General features: G+C 37.8%; 23 protein-coding genes and 1 pseudogene. 11 read left to right on the forward strand and 13 right to left on the reverse strand.

Features of this window, described 5'->3' with window-relative positions:
* Positions 1 to 75 precede the first annotated feature (75 nt).
* A pseudogene (locus PQ474_RS10720) lies at positions 76 to 195 on the reverse strand (HNH endonuclease); the annotation flags it as partial.
* A gap of 70 nt (positions 196 to 265) precedes the next feature.
* Positions 266 to 460: a hypothetical protein gene (locus PQ474_RS10725; protein WP_273842876.1), complete on the reverse strand. Its 195-nt coding sequence runs from the start codon at positions 458 to 460 to the stop codon at positions 266 to 268.
* Positions 461 to 583: 123 nt separating this feature from the next.
* On the opposite strand from PQ474_RS10725, the gene PQ474_RS10730 reads away from it, so the two are divergent.
* Positions 584 to 2971, forward strand: a complete 2388-nt coding sequence (locus tag PQ474_RS10730; RefSeq protein WP_273842878.1) for an ATP-dependent helicase — start codon at positions 584 to 586, stop codon at positions 2969 to 2971.
* Positions 2940 to 3578: an HD domain-containing protein gene (locus tag PQ474_RS10735; protein WP_273842881.1), complete on the forward strand. Its 639-nt coding sequence runs from the start codon at positions 2940 to 2942 to the stop codon at positions 3576 to 3578. The genes PQ474_RS10730 and PQ474_RS10735 overlap by 32 nt, the downstream gene beginning before the upstream one ends.
* Before the next feature lie 118 nt (positions 3579 to 3696).
* On the opposite strand, the gene PQ474_RS10740 is transcribed toward PQ474_RS10735, so the two are convergent.
* Positions 3697 to 4062: a hypothetical protein gene (locus PQ474_RS10740; protein WP_273842885.1), complete on the reverse strand. Its 366-nt coding sequence runs from the start codon at positions 4060 to 4062 to the stop codon at positions 3697 to 3699.
* 155 nt (positions 4063 to 4217) lie between these two features.
* Here PQ474_RS10740 and PQ474_RS10745 point away from each other — a divergent pair, with 155 nt between their 5' ends.
* Both PQ474_RS10745 and PQ474_RS10750 read left to right on the forward strand, forming a co-directional pair.
* Positions 4218 to 4565, forward strand: a complete 348-nt coding sequence (locus PQ474_RS10745) for a hypothetical protein (protein ID WP_273842888.1) — start codon at positions 4218 to 4220, stop codon at positions 4563 to 4565.
* A 236-nt stretch (positions 4566 to 4801) separates the two neighbouring features.
* Positions 4802 to 5206, forward strand: coding sequence for a hypothetical protein (locus PQ474_RS10750; protein WP_273842891.1), 405 nt, complete (start codon positions 4802 to 4804; stop codon positions 5204 to 5206).
* A 40-nt stretch (positions 5207 to 5246) separates the two neighbouring features.
* Here PQ474_RS10750 and fabI read toward each other — a convergent pair whose 3' ends face one another.
* The 3 genes from fabI to PQ474_RS10765 all read right to left on the reverse strand — a co-directional run bounded on the left by fabI (position 5247) and on the right by PQ474_RS10765 (position 8431).
* Positions 5247 to 6029 (reverse strand): enoyl-ACP reductase FabI, encoded by a 783-nt coding sequence (gene fabI, locus PQ474_RS10755; RefSeq protein WP_390185718.1) that lies wholly within the window; start codon positions 6027 to 6029, stop codon positions 5247 to 5249.
* A 91-nt stretch (positions 6030 to 6120) separates the two neighbouring features.
* Positions 6121 to 6267, reverse strand: coding sequence for a hypothetical protein (locus tag PQ474_RS10760; RefSeq protein WP_273842893.1), 147 nt, complete (start codon positions 6265 to 6267; stop codon positions 6121 to 6123).
* A gap of 97 nt (positions 6268 to 6364) precedes the next feature.
* Positions 6365 to 8431 (reverse strand): cation:proton antiporter, encoded by a 2067-nt coding sequence (locus PQ474_RS10765; RefSeq protein WP_273842895.1) that lies wholly within the window; start codon positions 8429 to 8431, stop codon positions 6365 to 6367.
* Between the two features lie 340 nt (positions 8432 to 8771).
* Between PQ474_RS10765 and prpE the strand changes: the two genes are divergently transcribed.
* Positions 8772 to 9512: a bis(5'-nucleosyl)-tetraphosphatase PrpE gene (prpE, locus tag PQ474_RS10770; RefSeq protein WP_273842897.1), complete on the forward strand. Its 741-nt coding sequence runs from the start codon at positions 8772 to 8774 to the stop codon at positions 9510 to 9512.
* Positions 9513 to 9537: 25 nt separating this feature from the next.
* On the forward strand, positions 9538 to 9969 hold the full coding sequence (locus tag PQ474_RS10775) for a putative periplasmic lipoprotein (RefSeq protein ID WP_273842899.1): 432 nt from the start codon (positions 9538 to 9540) through the stop codon (positions 9967 to 9969).
* A gap of 67 nt (positions 9970 to 10036) precedes the next feature.
* On the opposite strand, the gene PQ474_RS10780 is transcribed toward PQ474_RS10775, so the two are convergent.
* From PQ474_RS10780 to PQ474_RS10795, 4 genes are all read right to left on the reverse strand, one after another.
* Complete coding sequence (locus PQ474_RS10780; protein WP_273842901.1) at positions 10037 to 10954, reverse strand: RluA family pseudouridine synthase; 918 nt, start codon at positions 10952 to 10954, stop codon at positions 10037 to 10039.
* Positions 10947 to 11741 (reverse strand): NAD kinase, encoded by a 795-nt coding sequence (locus PQ474_RS10785; RefSeq protein WP_273842904.1) that lies wholly within the window; start codon positions 11739 to 11741, stop codon positions 10947 to 10949. The genes PQ474_RS10780 and PQ474_RS10785 overlap by 8 nt, the downstream gene beginning before the upstream one ends.
* 15 nt (positions 11742 to 11756) lie before the next feature.
* A complete protein-coding gene (gene yjbM, locus PQ474_RS10790; protein ID WP_273842906.1) occupies positions 11757 to 12389 on the reverse strand; it encodes a GTP diphosphokinase in 633 nt (210 codons plus the stop codon).
* Positions 12390 to 12509: 120 nt separating this feature from the next.
* Entirely contained in the window at positions 12510 to 12890 is a 381-nt protein-coding gene (locus tag PQ474_RS10795; protein WP_273842908.1) for a UPF0738 family protein, read from the reverse strand.
* Positions 12891 to 13116: 226 nt separating this feature from the next.
* Here PQ474_RS10795 and PQ474_RS10800 point away from each other — a divergent pair, with 226 nt between their 5' ends.
* The 5 genes from PQ474_RS10800 to PQ474_RS10820 all read left to right on the forward strand — a co-directional run bounded on the left by PQ474_RS10800 (position 13117) and on the right by PQ474_RS10820 (position 16182).
* Positions 13117 to 13707 carry a CYTH domain-containing protein gene (locus PQ474_RS10800; RefSeq protein ID WP_273842910.1) on the forward strand — a complete coding sequence of 197 codons (591 nt, stop codon included), beginning with the start codon at positions 13117 to 13119 and terminating at the stop codon, positions 13705 to 13707.
* A 77-nt stretch (positions 13708 to 13784) separates the two neighbouring features.
* Positions 13785 to 14459 carry a lytic transglycosylase domain-containing protein gene (locus PQ474_RS10805; RefSeq protein WP_273842913.1) on the forward strand — a complete coding sequence of 225 codons (675 nt, stop codon included), beginning with the start codon at positions 13785 to 13787 and terminating at the stop codon, positions 14457 to 14459.
* 136 nt (positions 14460 to 14595) lie between these two features.
* Positions 14596 to 14979 (forward strand): globin domain-containing protein, encoded by a 384-nt coding sequence (locus PQ474_RS10810; protein ID WP_273842917.1) that lies wholly within the window; start codon positions 14596 to 14598, stop codon positions 14977 to 14979.
* A 16-nt stretch (positions 14980 to 14995) separates the two neighbouring features.
* Positions 14996 to 15913, forward strand: a complete 918-nt coding sequence (locus PQ474_RS10815; protein ID WP_273842921.1) for a ClpXP adapter SpxH family protein — start codon at positions 14996 to 14998, stop codon at positions 15911 to 15913.
* Positions 15914 to 16005: 92 nt separating this feature from the next.
* Positions 16006 to 16182 carry a hypothetical protein gene (locus PQ474_RS10820; RefSeq protein WP_273842923.1) on the forward strand — a complete coding sequence of 59 codons (177 nt, stop codon included), beginning with the start codon at positions 16006 to 16008 and terminating at the stop codon, positions 16180 to 16182.
* 348 nt (positions 16183 to 16530) lie between these two features.
* Here PQ474_RS10820 and pepF read toward each other — a convergent pair whose 3' ends face one another.
* From pepF to cls, 3 genes are all read right to left on the reverse strand, one after another.
* Positions 16531 to 18339: an oligoendopeptidase F gene (gene pepF, locus PQ474_RS10825; RefSeq protein ID WP_273842925.1), complete on the reverse strand. Its 1809-nt coding sequence runs from the start codon at positions 18337 to 18339 to the stop codon at positions 16531 to 16533.
* A 95-nt stretch (positions 18340 to 18434) separates the two neighbouring features.
* A complete protein-coding gene (locus PQ474_RS10830; protein WP_273842927.1) occupies positions 18435 to 19610 on the reverse strand; it encodes a competence protein CoiA in 1176 nt (391 codons plus the stop codon).
* A gap of 136 nt (positions 19611 to 19746) precedes the next feature.
* Complete coding sequence (gene cls / locus PQ474_RS10835) at positions 19747 to 21258, reverse strand: cardiolipin synthase (RefSeq protein ID WP_273842929.1); 1512 nt, start codon at positions 21256 to 21258, stop codon at positions 19747 to 19749.
* Between the last annotated feature and the right edge of the window lie 98 nt (positions 21259 to 21356).

A 21356-nucleotide genomic window follows, 5' to 3' on the forward strand; every position in this document is an offset into this window, starting at 1 on the left:
ACTAAGTATGCATGTACATCATCAAACTGTACATTCTTATGTAATCATCTTTGTACATTATTAAATTAGCATTTATATACAAAGTTCAACCGTTGGAAGGTGACTCCCACCTTCCTCTCTTGGTGTTAAGTGATGTAAAGTTAACTCAACTTCTTCTCTTTCACACAATTGACATTGCCCCATTTTTTTCTTCATTTCATTGTCTCTCCATCCTTAATGTCTCATTCTTTCTACTTATTGAAATATACTATTCCTCTGATAGTAGCTAAGTTGTTCTTCTTCGTTTGTTTTCTTCACGTTCACGTTTTACCTGCGTAAAGCTAATGAGCATAAAATTTACTCCAATTAGAGTGGCGATAAAAGGACCAAAAAGGAACTGTCCTTGATCTAACCATCCAATTAGAAAAAAAATGAGAGATCCTATTGTGACTAAGCACCCTAAAATAAAAAATGAGATCATCGCTCCCCCCTCCTTTCTTATGACTTTTTATTATTCATATCCTTTTTTATATGAAAAGTAACACACATAGGCGACAAAATTTGCTACGATAGGACAAGATGTATTTAGAGAGGGGTACGTAATATGCAAGTGGCTTACCACCAAGAAAAACTAATTTTCCTTCCTAGCTGTGAACGTGAAATCTGGCAACAATTGTATATGGCTAGTATTCGACAAGAGGTCACTTGTATACATTGCCATTCTCCATTACGGATGGAATTAAGTATTTTACAACCACCTTCTTTTATTCATTTACACCCGACAAAGGAATGCATGAATGCCACCATGATGTTGGAAAACAAAATGAAGGAAACGTCCAAGAAGGAAGATCAAAGAACAGAAGAACAATCTTCAGCTGGCTTCCAGTTACCAAAGCGGAGGTCTATCACAACATCTTCAATTGATGAACCTGAAATCTGGAAGAAACCAGAAGAAGTAAGAGCCATTCCTCCGTTTGAAAATAATTCAAAACAAATGACAGGTGACATACACAGCTACCGGAGAATGTTAATGGAACACGGTATCTTTTTAGATCATAATCAGTGGAAAGCTGTTCAAACAACAGAAGGACCTTTACTCATACTTGCAGGGGCAGGAAGCGGAAAAACACGGGTATTAACAACGCGTACGGCTTATATGCTCACTGAGCAAAATTACTCTCCTAAAGAAATGATCCTTGTTACCTTTACAGCGAAAGCTGCTAAAGAAATGAAGGAAAGAATGCGACTCTACCCAGGGTTAGAATCGCGTACACTAAATCAATTAATGATTGGTACGTTTCACAGTATTTTTTACAAGATGTTAATGCACCATGAACCGGAGAAATGGGCCCCTACGAATTTGTTAAAGCAAGATTGGCTGAGACAAGCCATGATCAAAGAAGCAGGACGCGAAATAGACCTAGACGAAAAAGATTTTGCCTTTGATCAAGCCTTAACTCAAATCAGTTGGTGGAAAAATCATCTACTCTCTCCAGAGCATGTCAAAGCAAAAGATGTTTGGGAAGAGCGTGTTGTTTATTTGTACAAACGGTATGAACAAATGAGGTTAGCTAAGAATGCTTTTGATTTTGATGATATGTTGCTTGGCCTGTATGACCTTTTAAATCACAATGACCTTTTATTAAAAAGATATCAACAACGCTTCTCCTATGTTTCTGTTGATGAGTATCAAGACATTAATAAAGTACAAGTTGAGCTCATTACAATGTTAAGTGATCGAACAAAGAATTTATGTGTCGTTGGAGACGATGATCAGTCTATCTATGCTTTTCGTGGGAGTGATCCTTCTTATATTCTGAATTTCAAAGAACATTATCCTCAGACAAAAATGGTCGTACTTGCCGAGAATTATCGCTCTACACACGAAATCGTTTCGTCTGCTAACAATGTAATTCACATAAATCGAGACCGCTATTCCAAACAACTGCTTGCCCAAACCTCTTCCAACCATCCACCTCTGTTGTTCTATCCTTATGATGAAGAAGAAGAAGCAACCATGATTGTGACGGATATGAAAAAGAAGATTGAAGCAGGGGCTCAACCATCGGACTTCGCCGTTTTATTTCGAACGAACACTTCAGCACGTGCATTAATTGAGCGCTTTGTTTCTTCTAGTATTCCTTTTCAATTAGATGCTGATGGTGAATCCTTTTACCGCAGAAAAGCCGTTCGAAAGATTTTAGCTTTTCTACGTCTAGGAATAAACCCTGACGACAGTCAAGCATTAAGTGACCTAATAGGTGCCTTATTTTTAAAGCAACAAACTTTACAAGAAGTGAAAGCAGCTAGCATAACAAACGATTGCTCTTATGTTGATGCCCTTCCTTTTATTCAAGGGCTAAAGCCGTTTCAAACCAAGAAACTTGAAACGCTCCCCGCCAAGTTTAAACAATTAAAATCGAAAAAGCCGATTGATGCGATCACTTTCATTGAACAAGAAATGGGATTTAATGAGTATGTAAAAAAGCAAGGCAGTGAAGGTAATAAAATGGAAAGAGGCTCAGATGATGTTCGCGATTTAAAAGTTGCTGCGAAGCTCCATTCGACAATCGGAGAATTTCTAGATTATATTGATCATATGACGATTAAATATGAAGAACTTCGTAATCAAAAGTCATATAGTGACTCAGCACAACTAATGACCATCCACCGTGCAAAAGGCTTAGAGTATAAACACGTTTATATATTAAGCGCTGTTGAAGGAGGGTTACCTCATGACTATGCTCTTGAAGCATGGCGTGAAGGTGACGATAAACCACTAGAAGAAGAAAGACGTCTTATGTATGTAGCGATGACACGAGCCGAAAAGAGCTTGCACATTTCTGTTCCAATTATGCGTCGAGGAAAAAAAGCATTTCGCTCTCGCTTTGTACGTGAAATACAGCGAATGGCTCCTAAACAATCTTTTGCCACAAGTAGTAGAGAAAGGAACCTGCCAAATGAACGAATTAATAATGATTCAAGAAACTGAAAAATGGGTTAAGACTCAGCTTGAGAATGAGGGAACAGGACATGACTGGCACCATATTAGACGAGTAACGAAACAAGCTAAAGAAATGGCAAAAGTAGAAGGCGCAGATGAAGTCATCGTCACCCTTGCAGCCCTTCTTCATGATTTAATTGACGATAAAGTAGTTGAGAGCGAAGAAGAAGGATTAAAACAAGTGACTCAGTGGTTAACTTCCATTGGTACCACTGCCGCCCAGCGTCAACACATCATTACAATTATAACAACCATGTCGTTTAAAGGTGGGACTAATAAACCTGTTACAACGCTTGAAGCTCAAGTCGTTCAAGATGCTGATCGTTTAGATGCTATCGGGGCGATTGGAATTGCGCGAACGTTTATTTACGCTGGAAGCAAAGGCGACCCGATGTATGATCCAAATTTAGCAATACGAGATTCACTAACTTTAAAAGAATATCGGAATGGACGTTCTAGTGCAATTGGTCACTTTTATGAAAAGCTACTAAAATTAAAAGATTTAATGAATACGAAAGAAGGAAAAAAACGTGCAGAATTGCGGCACCAATTCCTTGAAGAATATTTACAACAATTTCTTCAAGAATGGAATTGATTTCTTTTTCACTTCTACTTCCCTTCTAACATTTCATACCATAAGCAAAGAGCGCCAATATTATGATCAATCGGTTATGAATATTGGCGCTTTTTTCCTGTTATCATTTACAGCTAATTTATAAAATTTGCACTGCTGTTACCTCATTTATATTTAGCTGCACTTGCTCCTCTTCAGTTACTATTACAATCGAATTAGATTTCACTTCTTTTATATGTCCTTTATAAACTTCATCGTCGACCTCAATCTTAATTCCTTGATCAGTTGGGCTAGTAATGAGATATTCTAACTTCTCCGAAATGGTCATCTTCTCGGTAGCAATTTCTTCAAAGTGATGATCTAATATATACTCGTTTTTTTCAACGGATGATTTTGCCTCAACATGAACTTTAAACTTTTTATAAATAAATTCTTGATTGATGGCCTCTACGTCAGCTTCTTTACGCTGGTAAATATATAATAATGGCGCAGTTTTCTTAGACATTTTATGCACTCCCCTCTCCTGACTCTTATTAATCTATTTACACTCAGCCCTATATATGATACTTAAATAAATCATAATGAAATGTGGATAAGCTACATATATATAGTAAAGAAAAAGTACGCAACGAACGATCAGAATGAAAATGAGGTGAGATAGTGAAACAACAAACTAATGCAAAGTTAGAAGAAGTCGTTCAGATGATTGAGGAAGCTACTGCTCTTTATGAAGAAATCATAAAAAAAATGGACCTAACTAACCAAAACGTAGAGAATACACTTCCCTCCAGTAAATCCTTGAGAGTGTTAGTGAACGATAAAAGAACAGTTCTAGACCCTTCTGTTAAATTCGAAGATATTAAAGATCCTAGCCCCCTTGATTCTCCTCTTCCTTCGGGGCATATGGTTACTTCTTTTTATTACAGAAACCCAAATCAAACGAATCCATCCTATCAAACAGAACCAGTATTATTAAAGCCTTGGCTTTCTTATCGTGCACTAAAGTAATCACAAATAAGAAACAAGCTATCATCCTGTGATGATAGCTTGTTTGCTGAGCATTCTTGCCTTGCATGATAACTGCTTTATTTTAGTAAAAACACAAAGGCTTCCTCCACTAAATAAAAAAGGGACTGCTAAATCGATTAAAATACTTCGATTTATTCTAAAGTGGACACTCACCCAATGGAACATTCCTCATATGATATTTTGAAAACTGCAACAACCTAAAGGAGGAAATGTAAATGTACGGTCCACAAGGCCCTTCTGTTCAATATCTACCTCCGACAGTGATTTCACAATATGTCGGTCAATGGATTACCACGTCTATTCCAAACTACGGTCAAGTAACAGCTTATGTAACAGACTACAATCGTCGTAATGGGATGGTTTCCATGTTTATGTATAGAGCACCATCCTATCAGCCTCAGTTTATCCAAGTACATCATAGTGATTTAGTAGGGATTGCTCCATACTATGGTCCAATTCCACCTCGCCCTACTCCACCTAGACCACCCAGACCACCTAGACCGTGGCAACCAAGTCCAGGACCTGGATTTCCTGGAGGCGGTATTTGGCCATGGATCTTCTATCAAACAGGCGTTTTTGGTCAACAGCAACGAGAGGACGACCACTATTACTACTACTAAAACGAATGAAAAGAAGACAGACTCGCGTCTGCCTTCTTTTTTATGACATGGATAAGATGTTGTAGCCACTGTCAACGTGTAACATTTCCCCTGTCATTCCACGTGATAAATCGCTCATTAAGAATAGAGCTGTGTCTCCAACCTCTTCTTGAGTCGTTGTGCGACGTAATGGAGCACGCTCTTCAATTTCTTTTAACACATCATTAAAACCGCCGATTCCTTTAGCCGCAAGTGTACGAATAGGACCAGCTGAAATGGCGTTAACACGGATGTTTTCTTTCCCTAAATCATTAGCTAAGTATTTCACACTCGCATCTAGAGAAGCTTTTGCCACACCCATTACATTATAGTTACGGACAACTCTTTCCCCACCAAGATATGTCAAGGTTACAATGCTTCCTCCGTCCGTCATTAGTGTGCGAGCTACTTTCGCAACTGCTGTTAGAGAATAAGCACTAATATTTTGCGCAAGTAAGAAACCCTCACGAGTTGTATTAAGATACTCCCCTTCAAGCTCCTCTTTATTCGCGAATGCAATACAGTGAGCAATTCCATGAATGGTTCCCACTTCATCTTTAATTTGTGAAAATGTCTTTTCGATCTCTTCGTCACTTGTAATATCACAAGGTAAGATAAGGTGATCTTGTCGATCTAACGTCTCAGCAAGTTGACGAACATTTTTCTCTAGACGCTCCCCTGCATATGTAAATATTAATCTTGCACCTGCATTTGCCAACGATTGAGCGATCCCCCAAGCGATACTGCGTTTGTTAGCAACCCCCATGACTACATATGTACGTTCTTTTAAAGAAAGTTGAATCATATTTTCCCCTCCATTATGAGTAGTTATTAATACCAAGTACTAATTATTATAGCACATCAACTTATTGTTAGATAGTTCAACAAAAAAATGTCTATCCCTTTTTTGTTTGTATATTCTTCTCTTCATACTGACAATTTCCACATTTATAAATGACATTCTGGTTTGATTGAGCGGTTAGTAAGTTATCGATCGGCTTTTGATCCTGACAATTGGGACAAATAACCGTTATATTTGTCATAAGTAAACCTCCTTTTTTTTGCTAGGATGCCCTTGTTATCTAACTTCATTCAATAAACTAAAATGAAAAAGGAACCATCCAATGGTGGTGCCCTTTATTATTCATAAGAACTTTTTGATAAAAATGTTTTAGGTAATGCCGTTCCTCGAGTTCCACGTAAATCAACTTCTTCGGTTTCTGGTGGGTATACCATAATAAAGCTCTCAGGACCGGAATGAGCCAATACTCGAGGTAATCGCTCAAGTTGTGGATGCCATGCAACCGTTCCTCTTCTAGCACTAAAAACAAACACAACATCGTCAGCTCGTAAAAGTGGCATATATGTGTTATGCCATTCATTCCAAGTCTTCAGACTCGTCATTGTCACTTTCACATCTGGTTTAATTTCATTAAAACTTCTCGCATAACTCTTAAGATTATCCTTTACAACATAACAAGCAATCGATGCCCCGAGTTGATTCGCTATAAGTTTTACGGCCTTTACAGACTGGTAATATCCAGCTTTATGGTCAAAACCAGAAGGAACGATAATGACAATTCTTTTCGTTGTGTTGAGTGGATGCCCTAATTTAGATACAAGAATCATCTGGGTTGTTCTCTCAAGAAGTTGGTCTAATATGCCACCAAAAATCTTTTGGGGAGTAGATAACTTCCCATTCCAACCAATCACAGCTGTTGTAATCCGGGATTCTTCCATCGCTCGGATAATTCCCGACGTTATATTTGTATCGACACGGGTTAGCATTTGGATGGGGATTTCTGCACCAGCAGCATAGGTGACCGCGTGACCTAATAATTTTTCAGCTTCAACAATTCTTGAGGCTGAATCCTCTCGTCCTCCCTGAGCAACTGATAACGCATAAAGAGGTTGTGGAGATTGACCACGAATAATAAAAGATAAGTCCATTAGTGATTCCATCGTTTTTGGATTTGCGACCGGAACCAACACTCTTTCAGGAGCTGATGAAGGCTCATACGGCTTTTGTTCTTCCTTCATAGCAATCATTCTAGCAAACTTCTCAACAGTGTAAGGTCCAATCATACACGTCACTAAAATCATCACAATAATCGCATTAACGGTTGCTTGATCAAATAGCCCTAAGTCAAACCCAACTAACGTCGCAGCTAACGTCGCAGCTGCCTGAGGAATGGTTAAACCAAATATTAATTTAATTTCTTCAAGTGAATAATTGTAGATCTTTCCAGCAATCCAAGCAGCGGAAAACTTCCCGAAAATAACCAGTGTTACAACTAAAGCCGCTTTTACCCAAGCAGATGGATCATTAAATAAGATCCTAAGGTCCATTAACATCCCTACAGATAATAAGAAAAACGGTATAAATAACGAATTACCAATGAACTTGATTCGATTCATCAATGGACTTTGTTCAAAGATGAATCGATTTAATGCCAAGCCTGCCAAGAATGCACCAATGATTGGTTCTAATCCTGCCACTGTTGCAAAAAAAGCAGATACAAATAAGACGGTCATTACAAATATATACTCCATTGTTCCTTCACTGCTTAGAGTGCGGAAAAAGAACTTTGCCGCAATCGGAACAATAATAAATACACCAGCAACGTAAACAATTAAGGAGACAAATAGAAGAAACCAAAAATCAGGGGTTAACTCTCCTTGCATAGAACCCGCGACTATGGCTAAAACAAGTAGAGCTAACGTATCTGTCATGATCGTCCCACCTACCGAGGTAGTCACAGCTTTATTTTTAGAAATTCCTAGACGGCTTGCAATCGGATAGGCTAACAGTGTATGTGATCCAAGTAAAGAACCAAGTAGAATAGAACCTGCTACAGAATACCCTAATACATAAGCACCAATTGTTCCTATTATAAAAGGAATCCCGAAAGACATCGTTCCGAAAGTTAAACTTCTTTTTCGATATTTTTTGAATCCCTCTAAGTCAATTTCTAACCCTGCAATAAAAATAATGTATAAAAGTCCAACCGTTCCAAGCAAGATAATGGTTGGGTCTCGGTCGAGTAGACCTAACCCATTAGGACCGATAATAACACCGGCAAAAATAAAACCGATTATCCCTGGAATTCTTAGTTTTGCCATAATAAGAGGAGCTACTAAAAAGACAAACATGGCTATAGCAAAAATAAGAACAGGATTTGTAACTGGTTGTGATATCAATCCCATTCACTCCTTTTCAAAAACATCTACTTTGGAAAACATCCAATTTTTTATCTATACGTTCAGAATCCTCCTTAAGTCCAGTTAGTTAGGCCTATAAGTGACATGATCATAAATTTTCACTAGGACACCGTCTATGCATCCCTTGTTAACCATAACGATTCTTTCAATATTAATGAAGTCATCATTAATCTGTCAACTGTTAAAAGAAATGTAAACCTTTACAATTTGAAGTTTATGCCCTTGGAAATTTAGTATGAATATTCAATTGTTGTTCATTGCTTCCGAGTCATTGGTTAAGCTATGATTGTAGAAGATATCAACGATTAAAAGGGGACGTCAATAAATGAATATAGATATCATCGGGGACATCCATGGTTGCTATGAAGAGTTCATTTCGCTTTTGTCAAAACTTGGTTATCAAAAATCAGATCATTCCTATACTCATCCAGAAAATAGAAAATTAGCTTTCGTAGGTGACTTAACAGATCGCGGACCTAATTCTGTTGCTGTCATCAAGTTAGTGTCACAACTTGTTGATTCGGATCAAGCCTACTACTGTCCTGGTAACCATTGTGATAAATTGTATCGGTACTTTTTAGGTCGAAACGTTCAAATTACTCACGGATTAGAGACAACAGTAGCTGAACTAAAGTCATTAAATAAAAAAGATTATCAACGAGTACGACAACAATTCTTGACTTTGGTGGAGCGTTCCCCTCTTTATCATGTTCTTTTAGATAATGAACTTGTCATTGCACATGCTGGCATCCGCTCTGATTATATTGGACAAATAAACAAGCGTGTTAAAACCTTCGTCCTCTACGGAGATATAACGGGAGAATCAAATAAGGACGGAACCCCTGTACGAAGAGATTGGGCACAGCATCACCAAGGTAACGAATGGATAATTTATGGCCACACTCCTGTTAAAGAACCTAGATTCATTCACCGAACCGTCAATATTGATACTGGCTGTGTATTTGGAGGTGCCTTAACGGCCTTGCAATTTCCTGAGATGACGCTTGTACAAGTACCGTCCCTTCAACCTTTTGTTGAAGAGAAATTCCGAAGTTTTGAACAGTAATGCAGAAAGTTTAAGAGGTGTAGTCATGAACAGACTTTTTATATTAGTATTAAGTGTTTTTCTGTTAGGGGGATGTGGACCAGAAGTTACTATTGATATAGATTCTGAACAAACCCGTGTTATCTATGATGAGGAACTCGAGATGGTTTCATTTTATGTTCGACTTGAAAACACAGGAACATTGCCTGCTAATGATTTATATGCCCGATTTATTCTTGACCACCCCACTGTACAGCAATCAATTGGCGGAAAAGCAGACTTTCTCTTCCAAGATTCAGAAGGTAACCTCGAAGTGTTTCGGATAAGTCCGGATTCAAGTTATTTTATTGCAGAAGCCTTCTCGCTAGAAGCAGAAATTAATGAGGAAGATCTAGTTAACACCATCCATGTTGAAATTTATGACAGTAGGGATCAAATCTTAACTGAGCATACCTTCAGTCAAGTCACAAATGAATAGGTTGTTTTTATAAGCTGTAAAGGCGTGAGAATGATCTCACGCCTTTACCGTTTAAGCACGATCCACCTCAATCTGGCTTAGTCTTTTTTATCAACAGAGAGCTCTTCATATCTGCAGGTAACTCTTTATGAATGGTCAGTATTTTATCATCAAATGGGTGTTGAAACTCAACTTGATGACAATGAAGAGCCTGCCTTTTTAATTTCTCGCATGACCCTCCGTATAAGTCATCTCCAAGCAAAGGGTGACCAATAAAAGCAAAGTGTACTCTTATTTGATGCGTTCGCCCTGTTTCAAGCTTAATTTCAACCAACGTCTTGTCATAGCTACGAGATTTCACATAATAGTGGGTAACCGCATACTTTCCATCTTCTCTGACCGTGCGTGCAATGATACTATTTGTATCGCGCCCAATTGGTTCATCAATTGTACCACTGTTACTTTTTACACATCCCCCGACAATCGCCGTATAGTAACGCTTTAATTTCCCTTCTTTTTGAAGGTTCGAAAGCCGATCATGAGCCAAACGATGTTTTGCTATTATTAACAAGCCAGATGTATCTTTATCTAAACGATTTACTGCATGAAACGTCGCCGGATGTTCTACTTTTTCGTAATAACCGAGAATTGCATTTGCTAACGTCCCTGAAGGATGTTCCCTTGAAGGAATTGTAGGCATCCCTGCTCTTTTGTTAATGACAAGTAAATGATCATCTTCATATGGAATATCTAAGTCGATGAATTCTGGAGAAACAGACAAACTGGCTTCTTCAGTTGGCAAACACACTGTAACTACATCACCTTCTTGAATTAAGGCACGAACAGTGACCTCTTGTTCATTTAGTAATATTAATCCACCATTAAATTTAATATCTGCAAGTGCTCGTTTCGAAATTTGACAATGTTCTCGCAAGAAGAGCCTGAGCAACTGATTATCCCACTCTGCCCCGACTCCCCATTTGAGTGTTGCTAAATAGTTATTCACGAACAAAAGACTCCCTTACTCTTTTCCAAAATGGAAAGGGGCGAAATCTTGCAAATCGTATCTTTTCCTCTGCAACACGACATTGAATCGATTTTACTCTTCGATGGTCAAGTGTGTAATGATCGACCGTTACCTGAATATCAATGTCATTTAAAGGTTTTAATAAACACGTATGGTGTTGTGGTAATACAAGTGGTGAACCGACCGTACGATAGACACGGTTATTAATAGAGGCCATTTCAGCCACTTGGATGGATGCAAGTGATGGATGAAGAATGGCTCCGCCTAACGCTTTATTGTAAGCTGTACTACCTGAAGGTGTTGAAATGCATAACCCATCTCCACGAAATACCTCGAACGCTTCTCCCTTTATGTCTACACTACTCACAAGTGAACCACCTAAACTTTTAACCGTACACTCATTTAATGCAAGATGTCTCTCTGAGTTCTGAGCGTCATCTTGTCTAATCACTACCTCCAACAAAGGATACTCTACGATTTGATAAGGGGTCTTTGCGATATGTATGACAAGCTTCTCGACTTCCTCAGGAACCCAGTCGGCATAAAATCCAAGGTGTCCTGTATGAATCCCAACAAAAGCTGTATCTTCTAGTCGATCACAATAATCATGAAAAGCTTGTAGAAGTGTACCATCTCCACCAACCGTAATCACCATTTCTGGTTCTTTCTCATCATGTTTCAACCCGAAGTCCAGTAAATACCGTTTAATTCTTTGCTGAAGCTTATTAGATACGTCATCACCACGCGACGTCACCGAAAATTTCATGAAACTTCCTCCTATCTATAGCTTCCTTCCTTGCTCTTGCTTCTTCGTAATGATTTGCTGCGCTTCTCTAACTTCATCACGAATAATCGACATTTCTTCATCTAGCTGAAAGGCTGACTCCGCTGCTCGTTGTAGCCTCATTTTTATATCCTCTGGAATTTCACCACTATATTTATAATTTAACGAATGTTCAATCGTTGCCCAGAAATTCATCGCTAATGTACGGACTTGTAATTCAACTAAGATTTTTTTCTCCCCTTCAATCGTTTGAACAGGATAACGAAGAACTAAATGGTAGGAACGATACCCACTTGGTTTCTTCTCAACAATATAATCTCTTTCTTCAATGATTTCAAAATCTTTCCTTGTTCGTATTAGTGCCACAACGGTTTCAATATCTTCTACAAACTGGGTGACAATACGTACGCCAGCCAAGTCTTCCATATTTTCTTCTAATTGATCAAGTGGCACATTCTTTCGTTTAGCTTTATCAAGAATACTTGAAACTGGCTTTACTCTTCCTGTTACGAACTCAATTGGAGTATGTTTAGATGATTTTTGATATTGTTCCCGTATTCCTTTTAATTTAATTTTCAATTCCTCAACAGCCTGTTTATAAGGTGTTAAGAAAATATTCCAGTTACTCATAACATCACCGTCCGTAGAATCAATGAGCGTAGACGCTGCTTTGACTTGAAGATCACTGCTTACATCTGCTTTTCTAAAAAACGTACAGACAAGTCAGCGCGCAGAGCCTTTGCTTTTTAACTAATTATGAAAGACTTCTTGTACTGCCGTCTCCATCGCTTCTCCATAATTGCCATTGCCGTCAATATTCTCCGTTAAAAATGCCAGTTCCTCGACAATCGAAGTTAACTCGATTTGTATATCATTACCGAGATCAAGAACAAGTTTTTTCTGTTCTAAAGTAATCTTATGTAATGACTCCCAAGAGTCTTGCTGGAAATATAAATAATAAAGATCTGAATCATCTTCCAATATGTAAATAAAAGCTAAGCCATCTGAATCTACAAGCATTCTATCTCCCGCTCTCAAAGACTTAGCCAGGTTAGAATTGATTTCTTCGCTCACTTTTGCTATAAATATTTCTTGTCCTTCATTCATTTGCTTAACTATTAATTTCTTCATTATGTACCTCCACTTATTCTAACGCCTTACAACGAGAGATTTTCACTTTATTTTAACATAGTTCAACTGGAAATACGTATCAATGAGTGTTAGTTTCTAGTATCTTTTATAGCATTACATACCCTAACTACTGCTATACTAAAAGGAAGGCAGCATCATTAATAATGCTCAAAAAAACTAGTGCTCTGAATGTTCAGATCCATCTCAATAGAAAAGGTGAGTAAACATGTCGCAAGAAGTAGAAATTGAAGTGAAATCAATGCTTACAGAAAACAATTACTATAAGTTATTAAAAGGCTTTAACCTGAAAGAAACGGATGCGATTGTTCAACATAATCATTATTTTGAAACTTCGGCTTTTTCACTTAAAGAAAAAAAGTCAGGTCTTCGTATTCGCGAAATAGCTAAAACATACACGTTAACATTGAAACAACCCTTAAAAGTAGGAAAATTAGAAACTCATCAACCATTATCTGCGGTAGAATGGGAACTAGCTCGAGAAAAGGGCAAACTTCCTGATGGTGAAGTAATGAAGCAGCTTATTCAACTTGAGATACTTGTAGATCAGCTTGAGTACCAAGGAACGTTAACAACAAGTCGAATTGAAATAGAATATGAAGGTGGCATTCTTTGTTTTGATAAAAGCAGCTATTTCGACCAAATTGATTACGAACTTGAATATGAAGGAAAAACAGAGGAACATGCGCAAGCTACTCTTTCTAAGATCCTCTCTAAGTATGAACTAAGTCCATTTCCGACGGAAAATAAAGTTAAACGTTTTTTCAATTCTAAGCTCCATCGTCAAAATGGAAACTAAAAGTAACCAAAAACAACCAATGGTCGAGTTAATCATCCTTTGCTATGATAGTCTTAGATATGAATAGAGGTGTTTTTATGGACCTATCCTTCTTACAACAAATTAATCGTTATCAATCGTTTCAAGGTTTACCGACAACTAAATCACAGCAACCTAATTTGGTCCAGACGATGTTCTCTCAATTTCTTGAAGAACAAATGAGTCGTTTTCAAATGACGGCTACACCATCAAGAAACATGGATTTATTTCTAGACCCCATCCTAAAAAGTCGGACTGATCAAGTATATACTTTATCTACCAACCAATTGGATGCGATAAGAACGACATCGAAGCCAGTTGATTCATCTTGGACGAACTCCTTATCCGATCGCGGAGCTCGGTATCAACCTTTTATTGAATCAGCTGCTAAGAAATACAATCTTGATCCTAAGCTTATTCATGCTGTGATCAAGCACGAATCAAATTTTAACCCTAATGCTAAAAGCCATGCCGGCGCAATTGGACTCATGCAGCTCATGCCTGCAACCGCTAGAGGCTTAAACGTTCAAAATATATATGACCCTGGTCAAAATATAGACGGTGGAGCGAAATACCTTAGACAAATGCTTGATCGTTATAAAGGTGATGTACGACTTGCTTTAGCTGCTTACAATGCAGGTCCTGGGAACGTCGATCGCCATGGTGGAATTCCGCCGTTTAAAGAAACACAAGCATATGTACCAAAAGTTTATAATACCTATATGAATGCCTAACGAAAAAAACTGCCTCCTTCCAAAAAATAGGAAGCAGTTTTTTTCGTTTAACAAAACCTTGAAACAGGAAATTTGCTGAACAGACTTCATATTGCTACAATATGAGAAGAGTTCCAACACAGAGGAGAATTGCAGTATGACAAACTTAAATCAAACGCCCTATGAAGCCTTAGGCGGGGAAGCCGTCCTCGCTTTATTAGTAGATACATTTTATGAGAACGTATCGCAACACCCCGATCTTGCTCATCTGTTTCCTGATGACCTAACAGAGACGGCTCGAAAACAGAAACAATTTTTAACTCAATTTCTTGGTGGTCCTACTATATATACGGACGAACATGGACATCCGATGTTAAGAGCGCGGCACATGCCGTTTGTCATTACACCTGTGCAAGCAGAGGCATGGCTTGACTGTATGAAAAAAGCGATGGAAGACATCAATGTTCAAGGACCAATTCGTGATTATATGATTGAACGTCTAACGATGACTGCACATCACATGGTAAATCACTCATCGTAGAAAGGAGAAACGACCATTGAACCAAAAAGATACTCCTTCAACTTGTGACGATCAACTTGGCGTTTGTGGTCTTGATCCGGAGCAATCGTATAATAAACGCCACAAACCCATTGAATTATACACATTCATTGACCCACTTTGTGCTGAATGTTGGGCATTTGAACCGATGCTGAAGAAGCTTCAAGTAGAATATGGAGATTATTTTCGCATTCGAATCCTCGTTGCTGGACGCCTGCAAGCCTGGAATGTATGTAAAAATACGATCAAAGGCCTAGCGTCTAAAAAACAAACGATCGCTTCCATTTGGGAAGCAACTGCTACGAAAACAGGAATGTCTTGTGACGGGGATGTATTATTAGAAAATGAGTGGCATTCTCCTTATTTAGCTTCGGTCGCCATTAAGGCAGCAGAATTACAAGGGCCTCAGCTAGGTGCACGATTTTTGCGAAAAATGAGAGAAGCACTATTTCTCAATAAACAAAACATTACTCAGCAGGATGTTCTTATTACCTGTGCAGAAAAGGCCGGTTTAGATGTAACTGAATTTAAAGATGATCTATCATCTAGAACCGCCTCCAAAGCCCTTCAACATGATATTAAGACTACGAATGAAATGGGCGTTGACATCGTACCTACATTTGTCTTTTTTAATGCTAATGTGGAAGACGACGGCATTAAAGTAACAGGGAATTATCCCTATCACGTATACGTTCAAATTCTAGAGGATATGCTTGGCTTTCTACCTACGCCTGCCAAGCCACCTTCTCTAGAAGAGTTCTTAATAAGGTTTGAGCTAGTGGCGACCATTGAAGTATCTGTCGTATTCAACATATCAGAAGAAGAAGCTGAAAAACGTTTGAAAGCATTGATGTTACAACAAAAAGTTGAATCTGTACCTGTTAAATACGGTAATTTTTGGCGATACTTAAAATAGTTCAATTCTTGTCTACTTCCCCCTTCTAACATGAAAAAAGTTATCATAGATTATAGTAATCATCTAGATGACTTGGGTTAGGAGGTTTTTTTATGACTCGATTTATTATCATCATTGGAATCCTATTAACACTAATCGGTTATTATTTTTATATTTTATCTCTAATGAACCTTTTTCCTATTTGGATATCTGTACCCTTTTTAATAAGCTCTATTGCTCTAACACTCTCACCTCTTGCTGCTCAAAAGCGCTTTAAAGGCTTCAGATAAAAAAACGGGGTTTGACGAGTTTCTTAGAATCAATGAGCGGAACAACTGCTTTTATTAAGTCGAGGGATAAGTGATTTTGGGCATTCGCTCATCAAGCGAGAGAAGCCATGCCACCCTCGAGAAGGCTTTCTTCCTTTAATTGAAACATATCCTTATTCACTCAAAACTTGTTACTTTCCTATATAAAAAACCTCAAAAGCAAGAGCTTCTGAAAGTAATATAAGCTTTTACACCATTCAACTTTTTTCATAGTAGTCATTTTTTGATCATACAATCACATTTTCGTTGATTTGTGCTTCAAGAAAATTTAATAATGAAAAAGGGACCATTTTGGTCCCCTTCTTCATATTAGCTAAGTTCCCCTAGTAATTCTTCCATTTCAATCAATGTTTTTTCAAAGACAGCTAATGCTTGTTTAATCGGCTCTGAAGACGTCATATCAACCCCTGCACGCTTTAAAACCTCGATCGGATAATCTGAACTTCCCGCTTGTAAGAAACCTAAATAGCGAGTAACTGCTTCCTCTCCCTCTTCAAGTACCTGTTTGGATAGAGCTGCTGCCGCACTATATCCAGTCGCATATTGAAACACATAGAAATTATAATAAAAATGGGGGATTCTTGCCCATTCTAAGCCAATTTCTTCATCAATCACGATATCATTTCCAAAATACTTCACATTTAGATCGTAATAAAGTTTTGACAATAACTCTGGCGTCAACGCCTCACCACTCTCTGCCTGCTCATGAATCAGTTGTTCAAATTCAGCAAACATCGTTTGACGGAAAACCGTCCCTCTGAAACCTTCTAAGAAATGATTTAGTAAGTAAAGTTTTTCTTTAGGGTCATTCGTATTTTTCACCATATAATCATTTAATAATGCTTCATTTAAAGTGGAAGCTACTTCCGCTACAAAAATAGTATAATCGCCATACAAATAGGGTTGATGTTTACGCGTGTAATAGCTATGTAGGCTATGGCCAAATTCATGAGCAAGCGTAAACAGGTTATTTACGTTATCTTGCCAATTCATCAGTATATAAGGCATCGTCCCGTAGGAACCAGAGGAATAAGCACCACTTCGCTTGCCCACATTCTCTTCCACGTCTACCCAGCGCTTTTCAAATCCTTCTTTTAACGTTGAGACGTACTCTTCACCTAAGGGAGCAACTCCCTTGATGACGAGATCTTTTGCCTGATCGTATGGGATCTCCATTTTTACATCCTTCACTAATGGAGTATATAGATCGTACATATGCAATTCCTCTACCCCTAACACTTTTTTACGTAACCGTACATAGCGATGAAGGAGGTCTAAGCGATTATTCACGGTTTCAACTAATTGATCATAAACAACCTCAGGTATATGATTCGTACTTAAAGCAGCTTCTCTAGCCGAATTATATTTACGTACTTTTGCATAAAATAAGTCTCGTTTAACCTGGCCACTTAACGTTGATGCAAATGTGTTTTTATATTTATCATAGGTACTGTAAACAGCCTTAAACGCCTCTTCACGGACTCTGCGATCGCCGCTTTCTAAAAATCGAATAAAGCGACCATGTGTGATTTCTACTTCTTCCCCATCTTCATCTGTAACCGTTGGAAACTTCAAATCAGCATTATTTAACATGCCAAAAGTATTACTAGGACTACTCATTACCTCACTAGCTTGAGCCAAAATGGCTTCTTCTTTATCCGATAAGACATGAGATCTTTGCTCGTTCAATTCAGCAAACATTTGTTTATACATTTTCAAACCCTCATGTTCACTCATAAAACGCTCAATTTTAGATTCATCTATCGAAAGCAATTCTGGAATCATAAAAGAAGCCACTTGTCCGACCTGAGAAGCAAGACTTGCCGCTCGATCATGTAATCCTTGGTAATAGGAATTGGTCGTATCTTGATCATAACGCATATGAGCATACGTATATACTCTTCCTAGCTTTTCTGTCACTTCATTTTGTTTTTCAAGTGCAACAAAGAGCGTTATTGCTGAATCTGCTAGTGTCCCTTTACATGCTTCTAAATAAGGCAGAAGAACTTGGATCGCTTTAAATTCCTTTTCCCATTCTTCATTACTAGGAAAGATAGCCTCTAAATCCCATGTTTTTTCAACAGGAACCTGTTCACGTTTTTGTAAAGTTTTTGACAATACATTGCACCTCCAAATTAAATCAAGGATAACCCTTCTACTATATATTCGTTCTTTTACCACTTATTCCTTTATTGTTCCCCTTTCAAAAGATATCATGAACGAAGCTTCAAGGATTGGTCAAGGACCACCGCCTCTTCTACATTAGTTGGAATAACAGGGTTTCTTAATCTTTTAAACATTCCTTGCTTTGACTCAACTTTTCCTAAATAGCCAATTCGAGTTAGAAAATGAAGAAAGCCGTCTATCGCTTGCGTCCAAGGTTCAGAAATTCGTCTAAGCATAAGCCATCTATTTTCTATATAAGGAAAGAGGCATTGAATAACAATTTTTCTAGAGAAAGGCTGGTTTAGTGGTTGGTGTTGCAAACATTCAAAAAGGATAAGCAGTTGCCAGTGGTAAGGAGAAGAGGAAATGAGGTAATGATAAGCGGTTGGCCAACCTGTTTCAATGGGAAAAAGACTTGGAGGTATACCATTTTTATAGAGGAGTTCCCTAATGATTCTTTCGATCTTTGCAGGGTAAGGCGATAAATTTTTGTAGCGCCAATTTTTTCGAACAGTCATCCATTTATCAAACATATTGCCTTTACCTTCAAAGTTTGGTTGAACAATAGAATGTAAGGGTGTTTTAAAAAGAGGACTCTCATGATAAGAAGCCAAAAATTTAGTAGAAGAATATGGAGTAATTTGATGGAGTTGAGCAAATCGAGTTTGTTCAGGGCAAAAATAAGTTAAGTGAAAAAAGTGACTCTTGCTTGTATGAGTACACAACCATTCGTAAGATTTGAGTGAAAATGTGTGGGGACCAAAGCGTTTTAACCTGTTTCCGCCGAGTATCCATATAGGAATAATGCCAATTTGATTATAACCTTGAGTTCTTTTTTCTAAGAGAGTCGTTTCAATCGGGGAACATTGATATTCTATGGCGTAGAGAGTGTCATTGAAGCGAAATAAAAGGTCCGGGCGTTGCCTAATAATGGGAAGATAGCATTCTAATGCAACTTTGACTTGATGTGATTGTAACCATTGGTATAAAAATTTTTTTCCCTTTAAATGATATAAACTTTCATTTTCTCCTAAATCACTACATGCCGCATGAGGTTCATGAGCAAAATGCCATAATCTCGTTGTACCAAGTTTTAATTGAACAGACGCTTCACAAACTGGACAAAAAAATGACCTTTTTTTTCGTAGCTCCTTTAATTCGTCTAGGTGCCAATCATCGACTAAGGAGATTTTTGTACCATCTTTAAATTTTGCAATAAACACAAATCCACCTCCAATTAAGCTATTCCCCTCTATAGTTCGTCTTCTAAATCTTTAATTCCTCCTTTCTTTATAAACATTCTCCTTTACCTCATCAATAGAAAAAAAGCCACTATTCGCACTGAAGCGACTTAGTGACCTACAATAAAGGAGACAATAACCTTGAAGTTGATTCAATAATACGATGGAAAATAGAACGATTTTTAAATAATTGATAACTTAGCTGATTGGAATGTTCCAAATCATAGACATAGTCGCTCACGAGAGTCGTAACACTTTTTGTTCGATAAAGAAATGCATTAACCTCAAAATTCAAGTGAAAACTACGCATGTCCATATTGGATGTTCCAATTGAAGCAATTTCGTGATCAACAATGATTAATTTACTATGCATAAAGCCTCGATTATACTCATATACTTTCACTCCTGCTTCCAATAATTCAGGAAAATAAGAGCGTGACGCATGGAAAACGATGCGTTTATCCGGCCGACTAGGGACTAGCAAACGAACATCAATTCCACTTAATGCAGCAATCTTTATGGCACTTAATATATCATCGTCAGGTATAAAGTAAGGACTAGCGATCCAAATCGATTTCTTCGCCGATGTAATCATTGAAAAGAAAAGTTTCTTATTAATTTCCCAGCGCGTATCTGGGCCACTTGCGATCATCTGTACCCCGCCATCCGCATGAACAGATGTAAGTACTGGTGATAGATACGTTGGATTTAAAATCGTCTCACCTGTTTGATAATACCAGTCTTGCAAGAAGATTAGTTGCAAAGTCCGAACACCTTCCCCTCTAACAAACAAATGAGTATCTCGCCAGTTCCCAAAATAAGAATGTCGACCTAAATATTCATCCCCAATATTCAACCCACCTACAAATCCAATAACACCGTCAATAACAATAATTTTCCGATGATTTCTATAGTTGATTTTATGATTCAAAAAAGGAAGTTTCACTGGTGCAAAAGCTACAATCTCAACACCAGCACCTTTTAACTCCTGTATGTAAAACTTAGATAATCTCCAACTCCCTACTGCATCGTAAAGAAAACGGACTTCAATACCAGCCTTTGCTTTTTCAATTAATATGTCTTTTATCTCTTGTCCAAGCTCATCATCACGAACAATATAATACTCAAGATGGATATGATGTTCTGCTAACTTCAATGCCTCTAGAATATGAGCAAATGTTTCTTTCCCATCTGTAAGTACTTTTGTTTCTGTAGAAAATGAAACTGGATTATTTCCTAATCGTTGGGCTAAACGAAAAAGTAATTGTTGATGGCCTCCCATATTTTTCATTTGATCTTCATTTAATTGTCTTTGTCCTTCAATTTTTCTAAAGGCTTGCTCATCTTGAATCGCTTTCATTGAAAAAGAGCGATTCTTCCGATGATTTTGACCAAAAAGCAAATAAAAGAAAAATCCAAAAAGCGGAAATGCAGCTAATACTAATAACCAAGTTAAGGTCTTTGTTGGATGGCGGTTCTCAAAGAAAATGACAACAGCAATAAACAAAACCGATAACGAGAAGGCCACACTCAGTGCTCCTACAACCCAACCTTCCCAGTACCCTCTTGTCATATAAAGCAATGCTAGTAAAACAGATAAAAAGACCATAATATTTAACTGATTCTTCATTACACTCTCCATTCATTAACAACCACTAATCATCCAGCTATTGAAATAAAAAAGGGGGTTGATCCAAAGGATCTCCCCCCATTTCAAATAAACAAACG

Source organism: Halalkalibacter alkalisediminis (assembly GCF_028610705.1).
In the GTDB taxonomy this organism is placed as follows: domain Bacteria; phylum Bacillota; class Bacilli; order Bacillales; family Bacillaceae_D; genus Halalkalibacter; species Halalkalibacter alkalisediminis.